This window comes from Bacillus sp. C28GYM-DRY-1 (assembly GCF_030519405.1).
In the GTDB taxonomy this organism is placed as follows: Bacteria; Bacillota; Bacilli; order Bacillales; family Bacillaceae; genus Bacillus; species Bacillus spizizenii_A.
Genome location: NZ_JAUMKF010000019.1, coordinates 13,593 through 36,983 on the forward strand (window position 1 = coordinate 13,593; position 23,391 = coordinate 36,983).

General features: G+C 45.0%; 26 protein-coding genes and 1 pseudogene. 4 read left to right on the forward strand and 23 right to left on the reverse strand.

Going from position 1 to position 23,391, the window contains the following annotated elements:
- Positions 1-110: 110 nt before the first annotated feature.
- The 8 genes from glyA to spoIIR all read right to left on the reverse strand — a co-directional run bounded on the left by glyA (position 111) and on the right by spoIIR (position 6,275).
- Positions 111-1,358 carry a serine hydroxymethyltransferase gene (gene glyA / locus Q3W56_RS16230; protein ID WP_302896191.1) on the reverse strand — a complete coding sequence of 416 codons (1,248 nt, stop codon included), beginning with the start codon at positions 1,356-1,358 and terminating at the stop codon, positions 111-113.
- Positions 1,359-1,564: 206 nt separating this feature from the next.
- The gene (locus Q3W56_RS16235; protein ID WP_302896192.1) at positions 1,565-2,107 is read right to left on the reverse strand and encodes a TIGR01440 family protein; all 543 of its coding nucleotides are present in this window, start codon (positions 2,105-2,107) and stop codon (positions 1,565-1,567) included.
- A gap of 12 nt (positions 2,108-2,119) precedes the next feature.
- Positions 2,120-2,569 (reverse strand): ribose 5-phosphate isomerase B, encoded by a 450-nt coding sequence (rpiB, locus tag Q3W56_RS16240; protein WP_003221910.1) that lies wholly within the window; start codon positions 2,567-2,569, stop codon positions 2,120-2,122.
- A 161-nt stretch (positions 2,570-2,730) separates the two neighbouring features.
- Positions 2,731-3,183: a protein arginine phosphatase PrpB gene (prpB, locus tag Q3W56_RS16245; protein WP_302896193.1), complete on the reverse strand. Its 453-nt coding sequence runs from the start codon at positions 3,181-3,183 to the stop codon at positions 2,731-2,733.
- 74 nt (positions 3,184-3,257) lie between these two features.
- Complete coding sequence (locus Q3W56_RS16250; protein ID WP_019716033.1) at positions 3,258-3,815, reverse strand: manganese efflux pump MntP; 558 nt, start codon at positions 3,813-3,815, stop codon at positions 3,258-3,260.
- A gap of 78 nt (positions 3,816-3,893) precedes the next feature.
- Complete coding sequence (locus Q3W56_RS16255) at positions 3,894-4,934, reverse strand: L-threonylcarbamoyladenylate synthase (protein WP_302896194.1); 1,041 nt, start codon at positions 4,932-4,934, stop codon at positions 3,894-3,896.
- Positions 4,935-5,084: 150 nt separating this feature from the next.
- Positions 5,085-5,534, reverse strand: a complete 450-nt coding sequence (locus Q3W56_RS16260; RefSeq protein ID WP_302896195.1) for a GNAT family N-acetyltransferase — start codon at positions 5,532-5,534, stop codon at positions 5,085-5,087.
- A 66-nt stretch (positions 5,535-5,600) separates the two neighbouring features.
- Complete coding sequence (spoIIR, locus tag Q3W56_RS16265; RefSeq protein WP_302896196.1) at positions 5,601-6,275, reverse strand: stage II sporulation protein R; 675 nt, start codon at positions 6,273-6,275, stop codon at positions 5,601-5,603.
- A 140-nt stretch (positions 6,276-6,415) separates the two neighbouring features.
- On the opposite strand from spoIIR, the gene Q3W56_RS16270 reads away from it, so the two are divergent.
- The gene (locus tag Q3W56_RS16270; protein ID WP_019716037.1) at positions 6,416-6,781 is read left to right on the forward strand and encodes a UPF0715 family protein; all 366 of its coding nucleotides are present in this window, start codon (positions 6,416-6,418) and stop codon (positions 6,779-6,781) included.
- Positions 6,782-6,796: 15 nt separating this feature from the next.
- On the opposite strand, the gene Q3W56_RS16275 is transcribed toward Q3W56_RS16270, so the two are convergent.
- The 3 genes from Q3W56_RS16275 to prfA form a co-directional block, all read right to left on the reverse strand.
- The gene (locus Q3W56_RS16275; protein ID WP_019716038.1) at positions 6,797-7,084 is read right to left on the reverse strand and encodes a DUF5316 family protein; all 288 of its coding nucleotides are present in this window, start codon (positions 7,082-7,084) and stop codon (positions 6,797-6,799) included.
- A 61-nt stretch (positions 7,085-7,145) separates the two neighbouring features.
- Positions 7,146-8,012: a peptide chain release factor N(5)-glutamine methyltransferase gene (gene prmC / locus Q3W56_RS16280; protein ID WP_302896197.1), complete on the reverse strand. Its 867-nt coding sequence runs from the start codon at positions 8,010-8,012 to the stop codon at positions 7,146-7,148.
- A 1-nt stretch (position 8,013) separates the two neighbouring features.
- A complete protein-coding gene (prfA, locus tag Q3W56_RS16285; protein ID WP_003221928.1) occupies positions 8,014-9,084 on the reverse strand; it encodes a peptide chain release factor 1 in 1,071 nt (356 codons plus the stop codon).
- 125 nt (positions 9,085-9,209) lie between these two features.
- Here prfA and gloA2 point away from each other — a divergent pair, with 125 nt between their 5' ends.
- The gene (gloA2, locus tag Q3W56_RS16290) at positions 9,210-9,596 is read left to right on the forward strand and encodes an SMU1112c/YaeR family gloxylase I-like metalloprotein (protein WP_302896198.1); all 387 of its coding nucleotides are present in this window, start codon (positions 9,210-9,212) and stop codon (positions 9,594-9,596) included.
- 121 nt (positions 9,597-9,717) lie between these two features.
- Positions 9,718-10,272, forward strand: coding sequence for a chromosome-anchoring protein RacA (gene racA / locus Q3W56_RS16295; RefSeq protein ID WP_302896199.1), 555 nt, complete (start codon positions 9,718-9,720; stop codon positions 10,270-10,272).
- Positions 10,273-10,312: 40 nt separating this feature from the next.
- Here racA and Q3W56_RS16300 read toward each other — a convergent pair whose 3' ends face one another.
- The 11 genes and pseudogenes from Q3W56_RS16300 to spo0F all read right to left on the reverse strand — a co-directional run bounded on the left by Q3W56_RS16300 (position 10,313) and on the right by spo0F (position 20,848).
- Entirely contained in the window at positions 10,313-11,269 is a 957-nt protein-coding gene (locus Q3W56_RS16300; RefSeq protein ID WP_302896200.1) for an AEC family transporter, read from the reverse strand.
- 81 nt (positions 11,270-11,350) lie between these two features.
- Positions 11,351-13,048, reverse strand: a complete 1,698-nt coding sequence (malS, locus tag Q3W56_RS16305; RefSeq protein WP_302896201.1) for an oxaloacetate-decarboxylating malate dehydrogenase — start codon at positions 13,046-13,048, stop codon at positions 11,351-11,353.
- A gap of 288 nt (positions 13,049-13,336) precedes the next feature.
- Positions 13,337-13,924, reverse strand: coding sequence for a thymidine kinase (locus Q3W56_RS16310; RefSeq protein ID WP_302896202.1), 588 nt, complete (start codon positions 13,922-13,924; stop codon positions 13,337-13,339).
- A gap of 88 nt (positions 13,925-14,012) precedes the next feature.
- The gene (gene rpmE / locus Q3W56_RS16315) at positions 14,013-14,213 is read right to left on the reverse strand and encodes a 50S ribosomal protein L31 (RefSeq protein ID WP_003151132.1); all 201 of its coding nucleotides are present in this window, start codon (positions 14,211-14,213) and stop codon (positions 14,013-14,015) included.
- Between the two features lie 118 nt (positions 14,214-14,331).
- The gene (gene rho / locus Q3W56_RS16320) at positions 14,332-15,615 is read right to left on the reverse strand and encodes a transcription termination factor Rho (RefSeq protein WP_003221939.1); all 1,284 of its coding nucleotides are present in this window, start codon (positions 15,613-15,615) and stop codon (positions 14,332-14,334) included.
- Positions 15,612-15,805 (reverse strand): annotated as a pseudogene (locus tag Q3W56_RS16325) (hypothetical protein). The gene rho and the pseudogene Q3W56_RS16325 overlap by 4 nt, the downstream one beginning before the upstream one ends.
- Before the next feature lie 211 nt (positions 15,806-16,016).
- The gene (gene glpX, locus Q3W56_RS16330) at positions 16,017-16,982 is read right to left on the reverse strand and encodes a class II fructose-bisphosphatase (RefSeq protein ID WP_302896203.1); all 966 of its coding nucleotides are present in this window, start codon (positions 16,980-16,982) and stop codon (positions 16,017-16,019) included.
- A 30-nt stretch (positions 16,983-17,012) separates the two neighbouring features.
- Positions 17,013-18,302 carry a UDP-N-acetylglucosamine 1-carboxyvinyltransferase gene (locus tag Q3W56_RS16335; protein WP_014115520.1) on the reverse strand — a complete coding sequence of 430 codons (1,290 nt, stop codon included), beginning with the start codon at positions 18,300-18,302 and terminating at the stop codon, positions 17,013-17,015.
- 378 nt (positions 18,303-18,680) lie between these two features.
- The gene (gene fsa, locus Q3W56_RS16340; RefSeq protein WP_019716047.1) at positions 18,681-19,319 is read right to left on the reverse strand and encodes a fructose-6-phosphate aldolase; all 639 of its coding nucleotides are present in this window, start codon (positions 19,317-19,319) and stop codon (positions 18,681-18,683) included.
- A 117-nt stretch (positions 19,320-19,436) separates the two neighbouring features.
- Complete coding sequence (locus tag Q3W56_RS16345; RefSeq protein ID WP_019716048.1) at positions 19,437-20,294, reverse strand: class II fructose-bisphosphate aldolase; 858 nt, start codon at positions 20,292-20,294, stop codon at positions 19,437-19,439.
- A 179-nt stretch (positions 20,295-20,473) separates the two neighbouring features.
- Positions 20,474-20,848 (reverse strand): sporulation initiation phosphotransferase Spo0F, encoded by a 375-nt coding sequence (gene spo0F / locus Q3W56_RS16350; RefSeq protein ID WP_003227621.1) that lies wholly within the window; start codon positions 20,846-20,848, stop codon positions 20,474-20,476.
- A 165-nt stretch (positions 20,849-21,013) separates the two neighbouring features.
- On the opposite strand from spo0F, the gene Q3W56_RS16355 reads away from it, so the two are divergent.
- Positions 21,014-21,535, forward strand: coding sequence for a DUF2529 domain-containing protein (locus Q3W56_RS16355; protein ID WP_302896204.1), 522 nt, complete (start codon positions 21,014-21,016; stop codon positions 21,533-21,535).
- An 82-nt stretch (positions 21,536-21,617) separates the two neighbouring features.
- Here the strand turns inward: Q3W56_RS16355 and pyrG are convergent, their stop codons facing one another.
- Positions 21,618-23,225 carry a glutamine hydrolyzing CTP synthase gene (pyrG, locus tag Q3W56_RS16360; RefSeq protein ID WP_019716050.1) on the reverse strand — a complete coding sequence of 536 codons (1,608 nt, stop codon included), beginning with the start codon at positions 23,223-23,225 and terminating at the stop codon, positions 21,618-21,620.
- Positions 23,226-23,391: the final 166 nt, after the last annotated feature.

The window sequence follows — 23,391 nt, forward strand, 5'->3', positions numbered from 1 at the left end:
TTGTCCCATCGACAATTTCACACTTCTATTGATTCTACAAAAAAAGACATTGAGTTTCAAGAACATCGTCAAAAAACCCGCCGGGCATTGGCCCGAGCGGGTTTTCAATCTTAGTAACATAATTCTTTATATAGAGGGAATTTGCCAGTCAGAGCTGCTACGCGCTGTCTCGCTTCTTCTAGTTTTCCTTCATCTTCGTGGTTTTTCAATGCAAGCCCAATGATGGCACCTACTTCATCCAATGCGTCTCCGTCAAAACCGCGGCTTGTCACAGCTGCTGTACCAAGACGGATACCGCTTGTTACAAAAGGTTTTTCCGGATCGTATGGAATTGCGTTTTTATTTGAAGTAATACCGATTTCATCAAGCACGTGCTCCGCAACTTTACCAGTCAGTCCGAGAGAACGAAGATCAACAAGGATAAGGTGGTTGTCAGTTCCGCCTGAAACGAGCTGGATGCCCTCTTTCGTTAACGATTCAGCCAGGCGTTTTGCATTTGAAATAACGTTTTGGGCATATGTTTTGAAATCATCCTGCAATACTTCGCCGAATGAGACTGCTTTTGCCGCAATAACGTGCATCAGCGGGCCGCCTTGAATGCCAGGGAAGATCGATTTATCAATTTTCTTGCCGAACTCTTCACGGCAAAGGATCATACCGCCGCGAGGTCCGCGAAGTGTTTTATGTGTTGTGGTTGTTACAAAATCAGCGTAAGGAACCGGGTTCGGATGAAGGCCTGCCGCAACAAGTCCTGCGATGTGCGCCATATCCACCATAAAGTAAGCGCCGACTTCATCAGCAATTTCACGGAATTTTTCAAAGTCGATTGTACGAGGATACGCACTTGCTCCTGCTACGATAAGCTTCGGCTTATGAGCGAGGGCTTTTTCACGCACGTCATCGTAATCAATATATTGAGTTTCTTTATCTACGCCGTACTCAACAAAGTTATATTGAACACCGCTGAAGTTGACTGGACTTCCGTGTGTTAAATGGCCGCCGTGGGAGAGGTTCATCCCAAGTACCGTATCGCCTTGCTCCAAAATTGTGAAGTACACTGCCATGTTTGCTTGTGCGCCTGAATGCGGCTGAACGTTTACATGCTCCGCTCCAAAGATCTCCTTCGCGCGGTCACGAGCGATATCTTCAACGACATCGACGTGCTCACATCCGCCATAGTAGCGTTTGCCCGGATATCCTTCAGCGTATTTATTTGTCAAAACAGATCCTTGTGCTTCCATAACCGCTTCACTTACAAAGTTCTCAGAAGCAATCAATTCGATTTTAGTCTGTTGGCGTTCACGCTCATTTTTAATGGCGTTAAACACTTGTTCATCTTGCGCAGGTAAATGTTTCATCAGCGAGATCCTCTCCTATCCGTATCCTGTTCTTTGTTTTTACCACCACTATTGTACATGGTTTTTTAGGCGAATGTAAAAGATTATTTTTAAAAAATCAAAACTTTCAATGGTAAAAACGAATATTAATAACCTAAATTCAAATTAAAGTTCGGAATTTATTTTACTGCCTTAAAACAAAAGAAAAGACCGGCAATGCAGTCCTTTCATTCGCACTCATAAACCGCCCGTACTCCGCCGATCAGTTTTGGCCGCGTACGCGCTAATGTCACATGGGCTGCACCGAGACTGTTTTGAGAGACTCGTACAGGGACAGCCACCTGCTTTAGATGCATGCCGATAAACGTATCGCCGATGTCTATTCCGGCATCAGCCTGAATGGTTTCGACAAGAACAGGAGACTTCATCTGCTTGAACGCATAAGAAGCCATCGCCCCGCCCGCTTTTGGGACGGGTACAGCAGAAACGGTTGGAAGCCTAAACAGCCGGGCCGTTTCTTCCTCAACGACAAGCGCTCTGTTCAAATGCTCACAGCATTGAAACGCGAGATGGATTCCCGTTTTTCCCTTAAGCTCGGCAAGCCCGCTGTAGATGCTTTCCGCGATTTCTACACTGCCCGATGTTCCGATCCGGCTTCCGGCCACTTCGCTCGTGCTGCATCCAAGGACAAAGAGCTGATCTTGTTTCAATCCCGCTTGTTCCTGAAATTCAAACAGCATCGTCTTCCACGTTTGCTTGATCTCACTCATCGAACAGCACCCCTACAGGTTTTTCTCTTCATAATCTGAGATTTTTCCAATACGGGTTTGATGTCTTCCTCCGGTAAACTCAGTGGTCAGCCAGATTTTCGCAATTTCCCGCGCCAAACCGGGGCCGATCACTCGCTCACCCATCGCGAGAATGTTTGTATCATTATGCTCTCTCGTCGCTTTTGCGCTGAATGTATCGTGCGCCAGCGCGCAGCGGATGCCTTTGACTTTATTGGCGGAAATGCTCATGCCAATACCTGTCCCGCAAATTAAAATCCCTCTGTCAACTTCGCCGCTAACCACTTTTTCGGCCACCGGAAAAGCATAATCCGGATAATCGACAGATCCGCTGCCGCAGTCACAGCCCATATCAATATATTCAATTTGCAATTCGTCCATTAACTCTTTGATTTCATTTCGAATGTGAACGCCGCCATGATCCGATGCTATTGCTACTTTCATCTGCTTTTCCTCCCAGCGTGTGTGATGCGGCCCCGCCCGCTATGTTGACCACGCAGCCTGTCCGCTCTTTTATTCACACCATATGATGTGCTTTTCACTATATTCTACTCCTTCACGCAGGATTTGCAAATGACCTGTTTGCGTTTGCAGATATGCTCAACTTACCTGCCGTCTTTTTTCAATTGTTTTGCCAGCTGCCGAAGAAGCTCTTCAAGCTCATCTCTCGTTTGTTTATAGATGTCAATCGATCCGCCGAACGGATCGATGACATCCCCATGGCTCCCTGTGACATATTCTTTTAATGTAAACACTTTATCACGATAACGTCCAAATTGGCTGGCAATGATCTGTTTGTGCTGATGGGTCATAGCCAGAATCAAATCAGCTGATTCCATATGTTCTTCAGTTAATGGAGAAGACACATGATTCAGGGCAATGTGTTTTTCAAACAGCGCTTCGACCGCTTGAGGCGTCGCTATCCCGTTAGGCGAAGCAAACACGCCTGCCGAGCGGACACTGACATTCAGCCCTTCCGTTTCTGCAATTGATTTAAAAAGCGCCTCAGCCATTGGGCTGCGGCACGTATTTCCAGTACAGACAAAAATAATGTTCATGTCAGTCACCCCTTATTTTCTCTATTATATATGAAGAAAAAAGAAACGGCGACTTCGTTTCTTTTATTGGTATATTAAATTGGCAAAAGCAGCTTAAGGCCGAATACGATTAATATGATGCCCCCTAGCGCTTCGCTGTATGTGCCGAGCCAAGACTGCACTTGTTTTCCGATCAGCAGGCCCAGCCATGTCAAAATCATGCTGATAAGCCCGAACAGGGTAATTGTAAGGAGAGGATGCGATCCGTATATCCCTAAGCTCAATCCGACGGAGAAGCTGTCAAGGCTGACGCCGATGGCAAACAGCAATAAGCCCGGCCCTGTCGGCGACATGAATCGTTCTTCTGACTGTTTAAAAGAAGCCATAAGCATTTGAACCCCCAGAACAAACAGCAGCGAACCCCCGATATAAACCGCTAACACACCAAGGAGCCCTGACAGCATGTTACCGGCCGCCATTCCTCCTAAAGGCATGATGACGTGAAAGAGGCCGATGATGAAACCAATATAGAATATCTGCTTTTTCCTGAGTTTTACCATGCCCATTCCGAGACCGACAGAAAAAGCATCCATCCCTAAAGCAAACGCCATGATGCTTAAAGTAATCAGTTCGCCTATGAACAAATCCGACATACATAAATAACCCCCTTGGACACGCCCCGCTATTTTAGCCTATGCGTGTCCAAAAAGGGTTAGAACATCTGACTGTGTTCAGCGAATCACTCTTCCGCCGGCGGCTTTCATCAGCCTATTCATAATGGCGAGACCGACGCCCGTGTCTGGAAAGGATTCCGCAATAATAAAATCCACCTTATTCTCGTCAAAGCTGCGTAAAGCATCGTACAGCGCTGCCGCAACAGTCTCAAGCTGAGCCCGTCTGCCGCAGCTCTTCACATAATCCGCGGAATAAACACCCGCGTTTTCTTCTGTCGTCAGGACACCGACCCGTCTTCCGCCCTGTTGATATTCTTGGATGAGATGCTGAATGCGCTCTGGGCCGCCTTCACAAATAGCAAGCGGCGCTGTCGGCGCATAATGTGTATATTTCATTCCTGGAGAAATCGGCTTCTCATTTTGATCACTGAGTCCTTTATCCACAAGAATTGGTCCGATCTCCGCTTCAATTTGTTCTTTTGTAATGCCGCCTGGGCGCAGGAGAACAGGGATGTCGCCCGCACATGATAGTACGGTTGATTCGACCCCAATTCCGGTAGGGCCTCCGTCCATAATTCCAGCTATTCGGCCATCCAAGTCGTGAGCCACATGCTCCGCCTTTGTTGGACTTGGCTTGCCTGATAGATTGGCGCTAGGTGCCGCAATCGGCAAACCCGACTCTCGAATCAATGCTAGGGCAAGCGGATGATCCGGCATCCTAATGGCAACCGTTTCAAGCCCAGCCGTTACACGAGGTGAGAGCGCACCAGGTTTGCAAGGCAGAATGAGCGTAAGTGCTCCGGGCCAAAACCGTTTCATTAATGTTTTCGCCTTTTCCGGCGCCGGACCCGTTAAACCGTCAAGCTGACTGATGTCCGCAATGTGGACAATCAGAGGATTATCGCTCGGCCTCCCCTTTGCCTCATATATTTTTTTGACAGCATCTGTGTTTTTCGCGTTTGCGCCGAGACCGTATACCGTTTCTGTCGGGAACGCAACGACCTCATTTTCTCGGAGCAAAGCAGCTGCTTGTGCAATTTGTGGATCATTTGTGGATAACTCGTCAGTTACATCCACAAACCATCTTTTCGTTTTCATTTCTGACCAAACTCCTTATTCACAACAATAAAACGATTGTTTTACGCGTGTAATTCTTTTGAAAGTATAAAAGATGTCCTGTAATAAAACAAGCGTTATCCACAAACTGTGGACAACGCTAATGAAGAAGTGGATAAGTATGTGTATAAATCACGAACATCCAGACGCTTTTTTCATCAAGACCGCCCCTTCGGTTTGCCGCAATTCACAGAAGTGATCAGAAGAAAACAGCTCTTCAGGTACGCTTTCAGCTTGTTCAAATCCCAGCGCCGCCAGGAAGTCAGCAGAAGAATGCTGATTCGCAATTAAATATACTGTTTTGATTTGGTGCTTTTCGCACAGCAGCTCCATGCTCTGAAAGAGCGTCACAATATGGCTTTGGTGAAGCTTGTCCGATATGACAAGTGATCGGAGCAGTCCTTGATCACAGCTTATTTTTTCAATTCCGAGACATCCGGCAATGTTTTTCTCGCTGTCCTCCAGCATAAGAAACTGCGTGAAGCCTTCTTTCACGCCTTCATGATTGGTTTTCGCCTGTTTTAAAAATTTCTCGAGCACGTCTCCGTCTTTTTCCCTTGCCACCCGCAGTTGATAAAACATCCGTTCACCCCATTTTTGCATTCTTTCTTCCAATCTATGAGGCAAATCTATTTTTAGACCAGGTGATTAGGAAAAAAGGCCGGAAATCCACTCGACTAAGAAGAATTTCACTTCTGTGCCGCCTTCCTTCTCTTCTTTCTCTGCTTTTTTGGCTTTTTCCGCTTTAGCGGTTACGTCCTCAAGCACTTTCTCAGTCTGCTTTTTTGAGGCTTCTTTATCTTCCTGTTCTTTGACGGCTTCCCCGTTCGAAAAATCGAGAAAGCAGAGCGGCGGGAACAGCACACACCACCAGTTGGCGCCGTCGCCGTTTCCAAGTGTAATCAGAATCGCTTCATACTCACCAGCCGGATAAACCATGTTGCCGTAAAGCTTTGTCGGAAATGAGATTTTGTCGAAATCAACGGATATCGATTGGTTCGCTCCTTCTTTCTCCATTGTTTCCTTTGCAATTGCTTTGATTTCAGGGAGCTTTGAGCGAATCACACGCCGTGCTTCTTCAATAGAAGTAATATCTTTTACCCAAGTTGTGATTTCTTTATTCACTGCGTCTCTTATATGACGCTTTAATTGCTGATCTTTGTCACTGTCGCTATTTGCTAATATTCTCAGGCGAATCGCCTGATCCGGTATGACTACTGGCTGATTTTCTGATCGCTGTGCCGTCTCTTCTTTTGCCAGCCCTACAAGCGCTCCGGATAATAAAAGAAAGATATATATACATATGATTATTGTTTTTTTCATCGGTCCCCACCGTTCCTCTCCGTGCTTTGTTTCTATCCCTATTATGGACAAGGAGAGCCTAAGGTAAACGTACAGGGTGAAAAAAATCTAGCAAGCTGTTAATCTAATTTATGGTACGATAGTGTTTTAGGAGGTTTAAGATGAAATATAATTATACAGTGCTGTTATCAGCATTCACGATGTCGGTTCTTTATTCGATTATCTATATTCATTCATTTATCATTGCCGCTGTCATCACGATGGCATTTTATTTTCTGTTTCCTTATTTGATATTCGCGCTGCCGCTCCAATTCATGATGAATAAAAAACCGAAACGGTTCAGCCCTTTGTATTTGCTGTATTACCTTGTCGCGGCTTTTATTGCCAACGCGATCATTTTCGGCGTGCTGCAGCCTTCGGGACAATCCCTGTTTCAAAATACAGCCTTCTATCTTTTCGCTGTATTAACAGCTCTTGTTTATTGGATATGGGATTCTGTTTTACTGCAAAAAAAGGAAGCCGAATGAGGCTTCCTTTTTTCATTAAAACAAAACCGTCAGCAAATAACATAGAATAGAAGGTATCGCCGCAACAAAGAAAGCAGCCGCCATTTTCAAGCGGGCTGTACGGCCTTCTTTGGTTTCTGAATGGTAGTTTGCCCGCTGATCGCTTCCGCTTACAGCCAAACCCGATGTGATGATCGCAAGCCCAACCAAAACAAGAGACACAACGCCAAACGTCGTTTCATATGAAAGAGCCTGCGAAAAAATGGTGCCAACCATGCTTTCAATTGCAATGAGCAAAATTCCTGCTGCCAGGGCTTTTTTCATCTTTTACATCCCCTTTGCTGGTGTTAACACAGCTTGATTCATCAACTCGCCAGCAAGCTGCTTATATATCTTTATGAATCACGGCGCATATGGTTCTGTCTTTTCCGTTAATATCTTTCAGCACTTCCACTTCCGAGCCCTTAAACGTCTTGAGAATCAGCTCTTTCACCGCTGCGCCCTGTTTCCATCCGATTTCAAAAACGACAAACACTTTATCTTTCATGACAAGCGGGATGTCTTCCATCAACCGCTTATAGAATTTAAGCCCGTCTCCGCCGTCGGTAAGAGCGTGCAGCGGCTCATGAAAACGGACAATCTCTGATAGATCAGCCATTTCTCCTTCTGAAATATAAGGAGGATTCGAGACGACAATATCCACTTTTTTGCCTTGCTTAATTAAAGGCTCAAGCAGATCGCCCTGAAAAAAGCGCACATCTGCGCCGAGCGTATCCGCATTGGCAGAGGCGACTTGCAGCGCCTCTTTCGAGATATCGACAGCCGACACAGAAAAGTTTTTGTTTTCAAGCGCAAGCGTGACGGCTATCGCGCCGCTCCCTGTACCAACGTCAATGACTTCGAGCCTGCTGTCTTCAGAAAAGACATGCCGATATTTTTCAAGCAGATGATAGACAACCTCTTCTGTTTCTGGCCTCGGGATTAACACATCATCATTCACCATAAATTCCCGTCCGTAAAAAAACTCTCTTCCGATAATGTATTGAACCGGCACGCCCTCTTTATGCATCTCAACGTGACGCTTAAAGCGATACAGTTCGTCTTCGCCAATCGGTTCCTGTAAGCTGGCGAGCAGCTTGCTTCTGTCCATTCCAGTATCATAAAGCAAAAGCAGCTCGGCCGCATTTTCTTCTCTTCCCGCTTTGGTTAAATAAGAAGAAGCCCATTTCAGGGCTTCAAATATCGTCTTCATCTTAACCTTCCGCTTGCTGAAGCTTACTTGCCTGATCTTCAACGATCAGCGCTTCAACCACTTCGTCTAGTTTTCCTTCAAGAATCTGATCAAGCTTTTGAATCGTCAAGCCGATTCTGTGATCCGTCACACGGTTTTGCGGGAAGTTGTATGTGCGGATACGTTCAGAACGGTCACCTGATCCGACTGCTGATTTCCGTGTTTGATCATATTCAGCCTGAGCTTCCTGCTGAAATTTATCGTAGATTCTGGCACGGAGAACCTTCATTGCTTTTTCTTTGTTCTTGATTTGAGATTTTTCATCCTGGCATGATACAACTACACCTGTCGGCAAATGCGTCAGACGAACGGCAGACATTGTTGTGTTAACGCTTTGTCCGCCCGGTCCGCTTGATGCAAACGTATCAACACGGATATCCTTCTCATGAATGTCGACCTCTACCTCTTCTGCCTCAGGAAGACATGCTACTGTTGCAGTAGAGGTATGGATACGGCCGCCTGATTCTGTTTCGGGAACACGCTGTACGCGATGGGCGCCGTTTTCATATTTGAGTTTAGAATATGCGCCGCTTCCCGTAATCATAAAGATGATCTCTTTGTAGCCGCCCGTTCCGGTTACACTCGCTTCCATGACCTCTGTTTTCCAGCCTTGCAGCTCGGCATAACGGGAATACATTCTATACAGGTTACCCGCGAATAAAGCGGCTTCCTCGCCTCCCGCAGCTCCACGGATCTCCATGATAACGTTTTTGTCGTCATTAGGATCTTTCGGAATCAGGAGCACTTTCAAGCGTTCTGACAGTGTTTCCGTTTCCTTCTGAAGTTCAGAAATCTCTTCCTTCACCATGTCGCGCATCTCAGCGTCCAGTTTCTCTTCAAGCATCGCTTTTGCATCAGCCAGCTGTTCTGACGCATCTCTGTATTGTCTATATACGTCAACTGTTTCTTGTATATCAGATTGCTCTTTTGAATATTCTCTAAGCTTTTTCGGATCGTTGACTACTTCTGGATCGCTTAAAAGCTCATTTAATTTTTCGTATCGTTCTTCGATTGACTTTAAACGGTCTAACACGGTCTTCACCTCTGTTTTCCTGTGCGTAACATTCTCATTATAGTATAGTGAATAACCCCAGTCAAAAGCATTTCAATCCCAGCTGGAAAAGCCTTCTCTGCTATACTGGGAATCAAGGAGGGATGATGTTGCTGAAATCCATACATCATATTGCAATCATATGTTCAGATGTTGAAAAGTCGAAAGCTTTCTACGTGCATAAGCTTGGTTTTCAGGTGATTCAAGAAACGTATCGCGAAGACCGCGGTTCCTATAAGCTGGATTTGTCGCTTAACGGCTCGTATGTCATTGAGCTGTTCTCGTTTCCTGATCCGCCCGCACGCCAAACTCGGCCTGAAGCTGCAGGCCTGCGCCACCTCGCCTTCTCAGTCGGCCACTTGGATGAGGCCGTTCAAGAGCTTCATGAAAAAGGGATCGAAACAGAGCCAATCAGAACAGATCCGCTGACCGGCAAAAGTTTCACCTTCTTTTTTGATCCTGACCAGCTTCCTTTAGAGCTGTATGAACAATAACGGTTTTTGAAGAAAAAAAGGAGATACCCACTTTCTTTGCCGAATCTTTTCTTGTTTTGTCTAACAGGAAGGGAACCGCATTCTATGGTCGAATACCTAGCTAAAAAGGAGGTATGGGATCATGAATACAAATATGGTAGCAAGTGAACTCGGCGTCTCCGCGAAAACGGTGCAGCGATGGGTGAAGCAGCTGAATCTTCCGGCCGAACGCAATGAGCTCGGGCACTATTCGTTCACTACAGAAGATGTGAAGGTTCTAAAATCTGTTCAAAAACAAATCTCTGAAGGCACGGCAATTCAGGATATTCATGTGCCGCAAAGCACTAAGAAGCGCACAGGCTTCATTGTTCAAAAAACAAATGGCGACACAGAACGGCGAATTGAACAGCTCGAACAGAAGCTGGACACCCTATTACAGCAAAGGCAGGACGAAAATGAACTGCTGATTAGGATTTCGGAACTGGAACGCCAGCTGAAACAAAAAGCCGATGAGGGTGTATCTTATCAGCTGCTTCAGCACCGCAGAGAAATTGATGACATCCTTGCAGACCTGCAATCACTGACCTCACAAATGAAAGAATTCACCGCTCAGCCAATCCCCGAGACTGCTGCTGCTTCTGAAAAAACCAAAACAAGAAAAAAACCGCTGCTGTCACTGTTCAAATTTCAAACCTAAGCAAAAAAGCTCCCCATAAAGGGAGCTTGAGCTTTTTTAATTATGCAGTAAGCGCGATAATGATCGGAAGTGAAATCAATGACAGAATCGCACTGATCACAAACGCAGAAGCTGTTTCTTCCTCTTGTTTCTCGAAACGAGTCGCAATCATGGCCGCAACAGCAGACCCAGGGAATGAAACAAGTAGGATCGCTTTTGTCATTTGGTCAGCTGGTAGTCCGACTGCAAGAGCAATCAGGAACATTAACGCAGGCTGAACCGCAACTTTGAGTAACGCTATACCAAATGCCGGTACGCTGAGTTTGATACTGCGGATACCAACAGTAACACCGACAGCAAAGAGAGCAACACCAGATGTTGTGCTTCCAAGCTGATCGAGCATTTTAACACCCAGCTCAGGAAGAGTGACACCGCAAAGCACTAAGATCATACTGATTAACGGAGCAGCTGCAAGCGGCTCAGAGAGACCGTGCAGAATTGATTTTCCTGTCATCTTCCAGAAGCTGTCGCCGCCCTCTTCGTTTTTCTTAGAAGACTCACCGACAGTAGCAATAATAATCGCAAGCGGATCAAGAATCGCATTAACAACGATACCTGTAACCGCGATCGGAATCGCAACCTCTTGCGCACCGAACAAGCTTCCCAGAACAGGAATACCCATAAACGCGAATGTCGGCTGTGCAGAGTTCAAAGAAAATACGGATGAGTTCGTTAAATCATATTTAAACACAAATCTGCAAAGCAATAAAATAACGATATAGAAACCAACAATCCCAATAGTTAAAGAAATCATTAATGGAATTTGAGATAAAAATTCACTTCTGGAAGTTGTCAAAATACCAGCGATAAAGTGAGCTGGAAGTGCGTATTTCGTTACTAACGTACTTACCCCTTTTGCCGACTTGGCATCGTAACTTCCAAAATGTCCTGCAAACCAACCCAGCACGATAACAAAGAAAATCGGTGCCAGGAGGATTAAGATATCTAAGATGCTCAAAATATTCTCCTCCAAATCCTATGTCCGTATACTGTAGCTTTACACAAAGCTTTCCCTCGGACGAATAAATTTACTCGCTAATTATTTCGCGATGACTTTTTTGTATTCCGGTGTCCACATTGCATCAAGAACCGCTTGTTTCACATCTTCTGGCTGACGATTTGCTACGCCGTCTTTAATAGCTGCTTCAGCAACAGCAATCGCAACTTGAATAGAAACTTCTTGAAGCTTGTCAATGCTTGGAAGCAAACCTGCTCCAGGTGTTTCAAGATCTACCATTTCAGCAATTGCATCAGCAGTTGCAGCAAACATAGCAGGCGTAATGATACGCGCTTCAGCTACAATTGAACCAAGACCAAGACCAGGGAACGCGAATGCGTTGTTAGATTGTCCGATTTCATAAGAAACACCGTTGTATTCTACATTGTCAAATGGGCTTCCTGTTGCAATAAGCACTTTTCCGTCAGTCCATTTGAACAGATCTTCAGGAACTGCTTCTGCAAGGTGAGTCGGGTTAGACATCGGCATGATAACCGGACGGTCTACGTGAGATGCCATCTCTTTCACAATTTCCTCTGTGAACGCACCTGAAACCCCTGAAGTACCAATCAAGATAGTTGGTTTCGCTTGGCGAACCACTTCATCGAATGGAATTTGGCCTTTTTCATCATGTTTCCAGTCTTTTACTTCATCTGTACTGCGAAGATATGGTTTTTGGAAATCAAGGATGCCTTCGATTTCTTCAGTCAGCAAGCCTCTGTAATCAATTGTGTAGAAGCGTTTGTTAGCTTCTTCTTCAGATAATCCAGCAAGCACCATTGTGTCACGGATTTGATCGGCAATACCGATACCAGCAGAACCAGCACCGAAGACAACAACACGCTGATCTTTAATAGAAGCACCAGTTTTCTTCATAGCGGCAAGCACACCAGCGAGTGTGATCGCACCTGTACCTTGGATATCATCATTAAATGTAAGAATTTCATGGTTGTATTTTTTCATGATATTGCGTGCATTTTTGTTACCAAGGTCTTCCCAGTGAAGAAGTGCTTTAGGGAAGAATTTCAAAGCTGCTTTTACATAAGCGTCAATGAAAGCTTCATAGCGTTCGCCTTGAACACGTTCATGCTTGTTACCAATATATAAAGGATCGTTCAGAAGTTTTTCGTTGTTTGTACCGACATCAAGTACGACCGGGATAACACGGCTAGGGTCAATACCAGCTGCTGCAGTGTAAACCGCCAATTTACCGATTGCGATGTTAATACCGCCTACACCCCAGTCACCGATACCGAGAATACTTTCAGAGTCAGTGGCAACGATAAGATCAATATCGCCTGCTGTCGCATGAAGGTTTTCAAAAGCTTTTTCAATACCGTCAATATTGTCGATTGACAAGTAGACACCTTGAGGTCTTCTATATTCATGGCTGTATTCCTGAATCGCTTCACCAACTGTTGGTGTGTAAACAACAGGAAGCATTTCGCGAAGATGGTTTTTCAGCAATTTATAGAAAAGAACTTCGTTACGGTTTGCAAGATCACTTAAGTAAACATTTTGACGAAGGCGGTCAGGCTGCGCTTGAAATTGCTCGTATGCGCGTTGTGCTTGTTGATCAAGAGAAAGTACAGTCGGCGGCAGAAGTCCTTCTAAGCCAAGCTCTTGTCTTTCTTCTATTGAAAAAGCAACACCTTTATTCAAAGTAGGAATAGATAAAACTTCTTTTCCTCTAAGAGTTGTTTCTAAGTGGCCTTCTTTCGTTTTTTTTATGTTATTCAAGCAAATCTCCTTCTTTCTTGAAATAGTTAATCAGGTTAAGTAATATCCCATCTAAAAAATACCGATCATGATCTTTATGCGACTTTGTGACAATTATTCGAACAATGTCTCAAAACTATTTACATTACGTAAGCTATTGTATGCCTGTCCAAATCAAAATTCAAGGGAAGAAAATTAGTTAATTTTTTAATACACTTAATTAAATTTTTTAATTGTATATTATCAGAATATAGAAAAAACACCGGTGTTTTTCGCCGGTGTTTTCTATCTTTAGACCCATGTTTTGGACTATTTTTTAGATTTTCCAAGGACTTCGTGGTGATGTCTGCATCTTGCTTCATACGATTCGGATGCGCCCACCAAAATGACCGGATCATCGTAAGAAGCAGGTTTACCGTCAATCAGGCGCTGTGTTCTGCTGGCCGGTGATCCGCAGACAGAACAGACGGCTTGCAGCTTTGTCACACTTTCTGCAATCGCCATAATACTCGGGACGACGCCGAACGGCTCTCCCCTAAAATCCATATCAAGGCCCGCCGCAATCACACGGTAGCCTTTATCGGCTAGAGATGATAAAACCTCAACAATTTCCTCATCAAAAAACTGCACTTCATCAACCGCAATTACGTCCGTACTCTCACTGATGTGATCCCAAATGTCAGCAGCAGAAGAAATAGAAAAGCTTGTCATTGATGTTCCATTATGGGAGACAACAGCATCTTCGCTGTATCGATTATCAATCACAGGTTTAAATACCCTGACTTCCTGCTTGGCGTAAGTCGCTCTCTTTACTCTTCTGATCAGCTCTTCAGATTTCCCCGAGAACATGCTGCCGCAAATCAGCTCAAGCCACCCGCTTTGTTTCATTATGTACATAGGCGTCGCTCTCCTCTCTGCCAGCTGTGTATATTAGACAATATAAAAAACAGGCAAGATTGCTCCTTGCCTGTTGAAAAATCTATTATTACTTAAGACCGTATTTTTTATTAAAGCGATCAACACGACCATCAGCAGAAGCGAATTTTTGACGGCCAGTGTAGAATGGGTGGCATTCAGAGCAAATCTCAACGCGTACCTCTTCTTTTACTGAGCCTGTTTCAAATTCATTTCCGCAAGCGCATTTAACTGTTGCTTTTTTGAAATTAGGATGAATTCCTGCTTTCATTGTATCCATCTCCTTCCGCCCTGAATCCCGTGTGGAAACAGAGTTATTATTTCGGAGCATTGTCCGAAACGCATATGAGAAAATTATATCAGTGATTTACTTCTTTTGCAAATACAATTTATCGTCTAGCAGATGATAGATTTGCCTGTTTCCATTCTTGATTGAGAATATCGAAAAATTCCTGGTTTGTTTTGGTTTTTTTCATTTTTCTCATAAATTTTTCTGCGAAATCAGGTGAATCAGACATCGTTTTGCGGATAGACCATAAACGATCAAGGTGCTCTTTAGGCACAAGCAGCTCTTCCTTGCGCGTTCCCGAACGGCGGATATCGATGGCCGGGAAGATGCGGCGCTCTGCCAGAGAACGGTCAAGGTGAAGCTCCATGTTGCCTGTTCCCTTGAATTCTTCATAAATGACATCATCCATACGTGATCCTGTATCAACAAGAGCCGTAGCAAGGATCGTTAAGCTGCCACCCTCTTCGATATTTCTCGCAGCCCCGAAGAAGCGTTTTGGACGGTGGAACGCTGCAGGGTCAATCCCCCCGGAAAGGGTTCTTCCGCTCGGCGGAATCACTAAGTTGTAGGCGCGGGCAAGTCGTGTGATGCTGTCCATCAGGATGATGACATCTTTTTTGTGTTCCACGAGACGCATCGCGCGCTCAAGCACAAGCTCGGCCACTTTAATATGGTTTTCCGGCACTTCATCAAACGTTGAGCTGACGACATCCCCAGCTACAGAGCGCTCGATATCGGTCACTTCCTCTGGTCTTTCGTCGATTAAAAGCACGATTAGCTCTGCTTCAGGCTGGTTTGCTGTAATGCTGTTGGCAATTTCCTTCAGCAACATCGTTTTTCCGGCTTTTGGAGGCGCAACAATCAAACCGCGCTGTCCAAATCCAACCGGCGCCATCATGTCCATTATTCTTGTAGACAAGAAGTTCGGCTTTGTTTCAAGCACCATTTGACGGTCTGGATAAAGAGGTGTAAGAGCCGGGAAATGTACACGCTCTTTTGCTGATTCGGGATCATCCCCATTTACTGCTTCAACGTGCAAAAGTCCATAGTAACGCTCATTTTCTTTTGGCGGGCGAACCTTGCCTGATACTTTGTCTCCGTTCCGCAAATCGAAACGGCGGATTTGTGAAGCTGAGATGTAAATATCCTCTGAGCTTGGAGAGTAGTTGATCGGTCTCAGGAAACCGAAACCTTCGGACTGGATGATCTCAAGAACACCTTCCATAAACAGCAGATCTTCCTGTTCTGCATTTGCTTTCAGAATGGCGAAAATGAGTTCTTTTTTTGTCAGTTTGCTGTAATAGGAGATTTTATAATGTCTTGCAAGTTCATAAAGTTCTTTCAATTTCATATTTTCCAAAGAAGAAATAGATACGTCTTTCATAAAAACACCACGCTTTTCATAGTCAATATCTTACTTGCACATGTAATCTGCTGCTTTTGCACAACATCCGCCAAAGCACATTCTTTTTTAACATAAAGGAACTTCTATCGGTAACACTTCCACCCATGATCGGCGCTTTTGTTAAAAGGATTGTCTTAATGAGTTTTGAAGGAAGCGAGGACAAATACATGAGAAGATCAATACTTATATCGTCTGTATGCGGTAGAAATTGAAACTTTCCTAGTGCTTAAAAGAAGGAATTACGCAGTAAAAATCGCAGCACTCTTTATTTTTACCTTATTTCAAAAGATTATTCAACTGTAATAAGGTTTTGACACGGAATTGATAGAGTTGACGCTTTTCTGCAAAAGAAAAGCGGGCTCACACCCGCATTTTCTATGCTATGGACGGATTACAAGATTTGGTTTCTTTTTCAGGCTATGTCTGCCGTCAACGAAACGGACAGTGCCTGATTTTGCACGAATAACTAAGCTTTCAGTTGTGCCGACAGAGCCTTTGAATTGAACGCCTTTTAATAGCTCACCGTCCGTTACCCCGGTAGCTGCAAAAATTGCGTCATCACCCTTCACAAGGTCTTCCATACGTAGGACTTTGCTTACATCAAGCCCCATATTATGGCAGCGTGTGATTTCTTCATCACTTTGCGGAAGGAGTTTACCGATAATTTCTCCGCCCAGCGCTTTTAACGCAACAGCAGAAAGCACACCTTCAGGGGCTCCTCCAGATCCGAACAGGATGTCAACACCCGTGTGGTCGAAAGCCGTGTTGATGGCGCCTGCGACATCGCCATCATTGATCAACTTGATTCTGGCGCCGGCCTCACGAAGTTCAGAAATAATGTTTGCGTGTCTTTCACGGTTTAAGATTGTGGCAACAATGTCCTCAACGTCCTTGTTTTTCGCTTTTGCCACCGCTTTAAGATTATCAATGACAGGTGCTTCAATATCAATGCAGCCCACCGCTTCCGGACCGACTGCGATTTTTTGCATATACATGTCAGGAGCATTCAGAAGCGTGCCGTGATCTGCTACCGCAATAACCGTCAGCGCATTCCAGCCGCCGCTTGCTAGGATGTTTGTGCCTTCAAGAGGATCAACTGCGACATCGACGCGCGGGCCGTACCCGTTTCCGAGTTTTTCCCCGATATACAGCATCGGCGCTTCGTCCATTTCGCCTTCACCGATCACAACGGTCCCTTTCATCGGAACTGTATCAAAAACGTCTCTCATTGCGCTCGTTGCCGCTTCATCAGCCTCATCTTTTTTTCCCCGGCCCATCCATCTAGCAGATGCCAATGCCGCAGCTTCGGTCACACGTACCAATTCCATTGATAAACTTCTTTCCATTTCAACACGATCTCCTCTCACAAGAAACCATTATGAATTTTGAAGCTGTTCTATTTCTTCGTCAGTCATTCTTTCACGCCAGATTGTCGCTCCAAGCCCCTCAAGCTTCTTTTCAAGACTGCTGTATCCGCGGTCAATATGCTCCAGACCCGTAATTTCCGTGACACCGTCAGCCATCAGTCCGGCTACCACCAGGCAGGCTCCAGCACGCAGATCGCTCGCCTTCACTTTTGCGCCTTGAAGCTCGACAGGACCAGTGATGATGGCAGATCTGCCTTCTACTTTCATATTGGCACCCATCCGTCTCAGCTCATCAATATGCTTAAATCTTGCCGAGTAGATGGTGTCTGTTACGACGCTTGTCCCTTTTGCTCTTGTCAGGAGCGCCGTCATCGGCTGCTGCAAATCAGTCGGAAAGCCCGGGTAAACAAGGGTTTTGACATCAACCGGCTTTAAGTGCTTCTGCCCGCCGACAATGAGAAGCTGGTCGTCGCTTGTTTCGATATGATAGCCCATTTCTCTCAGCTTTGCCGTTAACGATTCAAGATGAGTGGGAATCACATTATCGATAATAACTTCCTTGCCCATTGCAGCTCCCGCAATCATAAATGTCCCGGCCTCAATTCTGTCCGGTATGATTGTATGCTTGCAGCCGTGCAGTTCCTTCACACCGTCAATTCGGATCACATTGGTTCCCGCACCTTTGATTTTGGCTCCCATGCTGGTAAGCAGTGTCGCGACATCAATGATCTCAGGCTCCTTGGCAGCGTTTTCGATAATCGTTTTTCCTTCTGCCAAAACAGCGGCAAGCATAATGTTAATGGTTGCCCCTACGCTTACGACATCTAAATAAATACGTGCGCCCCTCAGCCTTTCAGCACGCAAATAAATAGCACCTTGTTCATTGGTCACTTCTGCCCCTAACGCTTCAAAGCCTTTGATATGCTGATCAATCGGACGGGGCCCTAAATGGCAGCCGCCGGGCAATCCGATGACGGCCTGCTTAAAGCGGCCGAGCATTGCCCCCATTAAATAATACGACGCGCGAAGCTTTTTTACTTTCCCGTTAGGTAGCGGCATGCTGATCATCGACGTGGGGTCAACAACCATTTCCCCATTCTCAAAATGCACGTTGCCGCCGATTTCCTTTAACAGGTCACGCAGCGTTTCAATATCTGAAATCTCTGGAAGCCCTTCAATTGTCACCTCGGAATTTGCCAAAATGGTTGCAGGTATTAATGCAACAGCACTATTTTTAGCGCCGCTGATATGTACTGTACCGTTTAACGAGTCACCGCCGGCAATATTCAACTTTTCCATGATAGTCTCCTTCCATAAGAAGATAGCTGCGGAGCTAGATAAAATGTCATTTTATTCTGTCTCTGCAAATAAAGCTCATGTCCAAAATCTAGCCAATTCGAAGAGAAAGAATACAACACATTGTAAAATATCAAGAAGAAAATAGCGAAGCTTTGCGGGGGACAGGTTTCGATAGTTGCACAGAGACCCGCCGGCTCGAGAGACATCATCGTCATCCGGCAAAAGCAGTACGCAAACCCTTCATTCCGATATCAGCTTCTGCAGCCCAATGATTCCTTCTCTGTAAAGCGGCGTCAACATCTGTAGGTCCGCTGTATCAGACGGTGAAAACAAAGGTTGCGGCAAACAGGCATATAAGCTGTTTGCCGCCCTTTGCGATTATTTATTCCAGTCTGCCAGGAATTGTTCAATTCCTTTGTCTGTTAACGGATGCTTAGTGAGCGCATGAATGACTTTCAGCGGCATTGTGCCGATATGAGCCCCTCTTAGAGCCGCTTCTGTCACGTGCTGCGGATGACGGATTGACGCTGCAATGATTTGCGTGTCAAGACCGTGAATGTCAAAAATCGCTTTGACGTCTGAAATCAGGTCAAGTCCGTTGTGGCCGATGTCATCTAAACGTCCCAGGAATGGAGATACATACGTTGCCCCAGCTCTGGCAGCGAGAAGCGCCTGGTTAGCATTGAAGATCAATGTGACGTTTGTTTTGATGCCTAAGTCAGTAAGTGCTCTTACCGCTTTTAAGCCATCAGACGTCATCGGGATCTTCACCGTGATGTTCGGAGCGATTTTCGCCAGTTCTTTTCCTTCCTCGATCATTTCCTCAGCTTTCAAAGAAATAACCTCTGCGCTTACAGAGCCTTTCACGACGTCTGTGATCTCGCGAAGACGGTCGTGGAATGATACGTTAGCTTCTTTCGCTACTAAACTAGGATTCGTGGTTACACCGGCAAGAATTCCTAGTTCATTCGCTTCTTTAATTTCATCAATATTGGCTGTATCAACAAAGAATAACATTTTCAAAAGCCTCCCTGATTAAGAAATTTTCTGAACTGCGAATATGATTGCGCTTTCTAAAGATAGACGGAAAACCGCCTGTCAAGCTGTCAGGCGGCTATAAACGTTCCAATTGAATTAAGCTTGGTTTGAAGAACCAAATTCACGCATTTTACCGATAACTGTTTCTTTGATCGCTTCACGAGCTGGTCCAAGATATTTACGTGGATCGTACTCGTCAGGCTTAGCTGCCAATGTTTCGCGAACAGCTTTTGCAGAAGAAATTTGGTTTTCAGTATTCACGTTGATTTTAGCTGTACCAAGTGAAATTGCTTTTTTGATGTCAGCAGTCGGAATTCCAGTACCGCCGTGAAGAACTAGCGGAAGACCAGTTGTGTTTCCGATCTCTTCCATCTCTTTGAAGCCAAGGTTTGGCTCACCTTTGTAAGGGCCGTGAACAGAACCTAGTGCAGGTGCAAGGCAGTCGATGCCAGTGCGCTCAACAAGCTCTTGGCACTCTTTAGGATCAGCGTAGATTACGCCTTCAGCGATAACGTCATCTTCTTGTCCGCCGACTGTTCCAAGCTCAGCTTCTACAGATACTCCGTGGAAATGAGCAAGCTCAACAACTTTAGAAGTTGTTGCTACGTTTTCTTCAAATGGATGGTGAGAAGCGTCGATCATTACAGATGTGAAACCTGCATGAATCGCTTTCGCACAAGATTCAAAGCTTGAACCGTGGTCTAAGTGAATCGCAACAGGAACTGTCACTTTGTACTCTTCCATAAGTGCTTTTACCATAGCAACGACTGTTTTGAAGCCGCCCATGTAGCGTCCCGCACCTTCGGAAACACCAAGGATCACTGGAGATTTTTCTTCTTCAGCTGCTTGTAAAATGGCTTGAGTAAACTCAAGGTTGTTTAAGTTAAATTGTCCTACAGCATAACCTTTTTCTTTAGCTGTATTCAACATTTCCGTCATAGAAACTAAAGGCATGTCGAATGTCCTCCTTATGTAGCCTGATTGTCTTCTAGCGAAAAAAGCTTTCCACCCTAGCATGACCCATCTATTGCTGTCATATGTAAATACCAGATCGCTTTTTCTCCATAACTAGAATACCAACTTTTCGACAAATCGGCAACACAATGACATGATTCATTTGTTTCTTCTTTTTGTCAGTTAGACTTCAGGGGCAGATATTTTTTCACGGCGTCTCTAATTTCATCGATATCAAACGGCTTCGCAAAGTGCGTCAAAGCGCCCAGTTCCTTTGATTCCTGGATCATGTCGAGCTCTCCGTATGCCGTCATGATAATCACACGGATGTTCTCGTCAATGACCTTCATCCGTTTTAAGATTTCGATACCGTCCATGCCGGGAATTTTCATGTCCAGAAGCACAAGGTCGGGCCGTTCTTTTGTCACGATGTCAAGCGCCTGCAGGCCATTTGCAGCCTGAAACGTCTGGTAGCCTTCTTTATTGAATACTTCGTTAAGCAAAATACGTATACCGTATTGATCATCAACGATTAAAATTTTTTCATTCATCATTTTACACCCCAATGTTATGATTTTCGTCAAAAGTAAGCAGTAGTGTATGTATTCTGTTTGATTTTCCTATTTCCTTTAATTATAATAGTCTACTTTACGACATTTTCTGAGCATTTTCTCTTTTGCTGTATACTGATATTGTACGTTATAAAGGAGGATTCACTTATGTTGAAAATATTTACGACGCAGTTAACAGGTATTTTTTCCCGCATTCAGGATAAGGAATCTGACGCGATTGAAGATGGGGCGCGGCTGCTTGCTCAAGCAGTGATCAGCGGACATTCCATTTATTTATACGGAGCTAATGAGCTTCAGGGCGTCTTTTATGAGGCGACCGAAAGCAGCGAACCCTTCCCATCTGTCAAAGCCTTTCCAGAAAGCGCTGAGGAAGTGACAGAAAGCGACAGAGTGCTGATGTTTTGCTCAGGGACCGGCACAGCCGAAGAGCAGGCGCTCGCGAAAGAGCTTTATGAAAAAGGTACGGGAGTCGTATGCGTATCGCCGGCAGCCAAAGACAGTACGGGAATTGAACAATATTGCGATGTGCATATTGATTCTAAATTAAAAATGCCGCTCGTTCCCGATGAAGACGGCACCCGTTATGGATTTCCCTCTTTAATGACAGCACTGTATGTCTACCATGCTTTATCGTTTACATTAAAAGAAATTCTGCAAGAGTATGCATAATATCTTATTGTACATGCTGTATCTTGCAGGAAACAAATAAAAAAGACTTGCCCGCTATTGACAAACGGCAAGTCTTTTTTAATTACTTCTGATTTGCAGCTTCGACAGACGCTCCGATAAAGCCTTTGAATAGAGGCTGAGGTCTCGTCGGTCTGGACTTGAATTCTGGATGGAACTGAGAAGCCACGAACCAAGGGTGATCTTTTAGCTCGATGATTTCAACAAGGCGTCCGTCAGGGCTTGTGCCTGAGAATACGAAGCCTTGATCTTCCATTTGCTGTCTGAATTCGTTGTTGAATTCATAACGGTGGCGGTGACGCTCGTACACCACTTCATCCTGATACACTTCAAAGGCTTTCGTGCCTTCTTCAAGCTTACAAGGGTAAAGGCCGAGACGAAGCGTTCCTCCAAGATCCTCAACATCCTTCTGTTCAGGAAGAAGGTCAATAATTGGGTATTGAGTTGACGGATCAATTTCCGCAGAGTGAGCACCTTTTAAGCCCAATACATTACGTGCGTATTCAATAGACGCAACCTGCATACCCAAGCAAATACCCAAGAATGGAATATTGTTTTCACGCGCGTATTTGGTTGCAACGATTTTGCCTTCAACACCGCGGTCTCCGAATCCGCCCGGCACGATAATACCGTCCGTTCCGCTTGTGAGCTCCTGGATGTTGCTTTCTGTCACTTCTTCTGCATTGATCCATTTCACTTTTACATCTGTGTCAAACGCATAACCCGCATGGCGGAGAGACTCGACAACAGAGATGTATGCGTCAGGAAGCTCAACGTATTTCCCGACAAGGCCGATCGTAATCGTTTGAGACAGATTGCTAACCTTGTTAACAAGCTCTTTCCACTCTGACATTTCAGCTTCTTTGCATGCCAATTGCATGTGCTCGCAAACAAGCTTATCAAGCCCTTGTTTTTGAAGTTCAAGCGGAATGGAGTAAAGGTTGTCCGCATCCTCACACTCGATCACCGCTTTTGTATCGATGTCGCAGAATAGCGCGATTTTATCTTTCATATCTTGAGAAATCGGCATTTCTGTACGCACGACGATGATGTTTGGCTGAATGCCCAAGCTGCGTAATTCTTTTACGCTATGCTGTGTCGGTTTTGTTTTCAATTCGCCCGCAGCCTTAATGTAAGGAACAAGCGTGCAGTGGATGTACATTACATTTTCACGGCCGATGTCGCTCTTCATTTGGCGGATCGCTTCAAGGAATGGCAGTGATTCGATATCTCCGACAGTACCGCCAATTTCTGTAATGACGACATCCGCGTTTGTTTCTTTCCCCGCACGGTAAACACGGTCTTTCAATTCGTTTGTGATGTGCGGGATAACCTGTACGGTTCCGCCAAGGTAGTCTCCGCGTCGTTCTTTTTTAAGAACTGTTGAATAAATTTTACCAGTTGTTACGTTGCTGAATTTATTCAGGTTGATGTCGATAAAACGCTCATAGTGACCAAGGTCCAAGTCTGTTTCTGCGCCGTCATCCGTTACGAATACTTCACCGTGCTGGTATGGGCTCATCGTTCCCGGGTCGACGTTAATGTATGGATCAAATTTTTGAATCGTCACGTTCAGTCCGCGGTTTTTCAGCAAACGCCCCAATGAAGCTGCTACAATACCCTTTCCAAGCGAGGATACGACTCCCCCGGTTACAAAAATATATTTCGTCATTTCGTTTGCTCCTCTCTTCGCTCATAGCTACATGTTTAAAATGTACTGTTTTATAGAAAATCATTTAGCCTTTTAAATGATTTATAAGAAAAATGAGGGGTGAAAATAAGAAAGCTCCCTTTCAATTTCTTGAAAGGGAGCATAACGCACTATGTTCTCTCTTCGT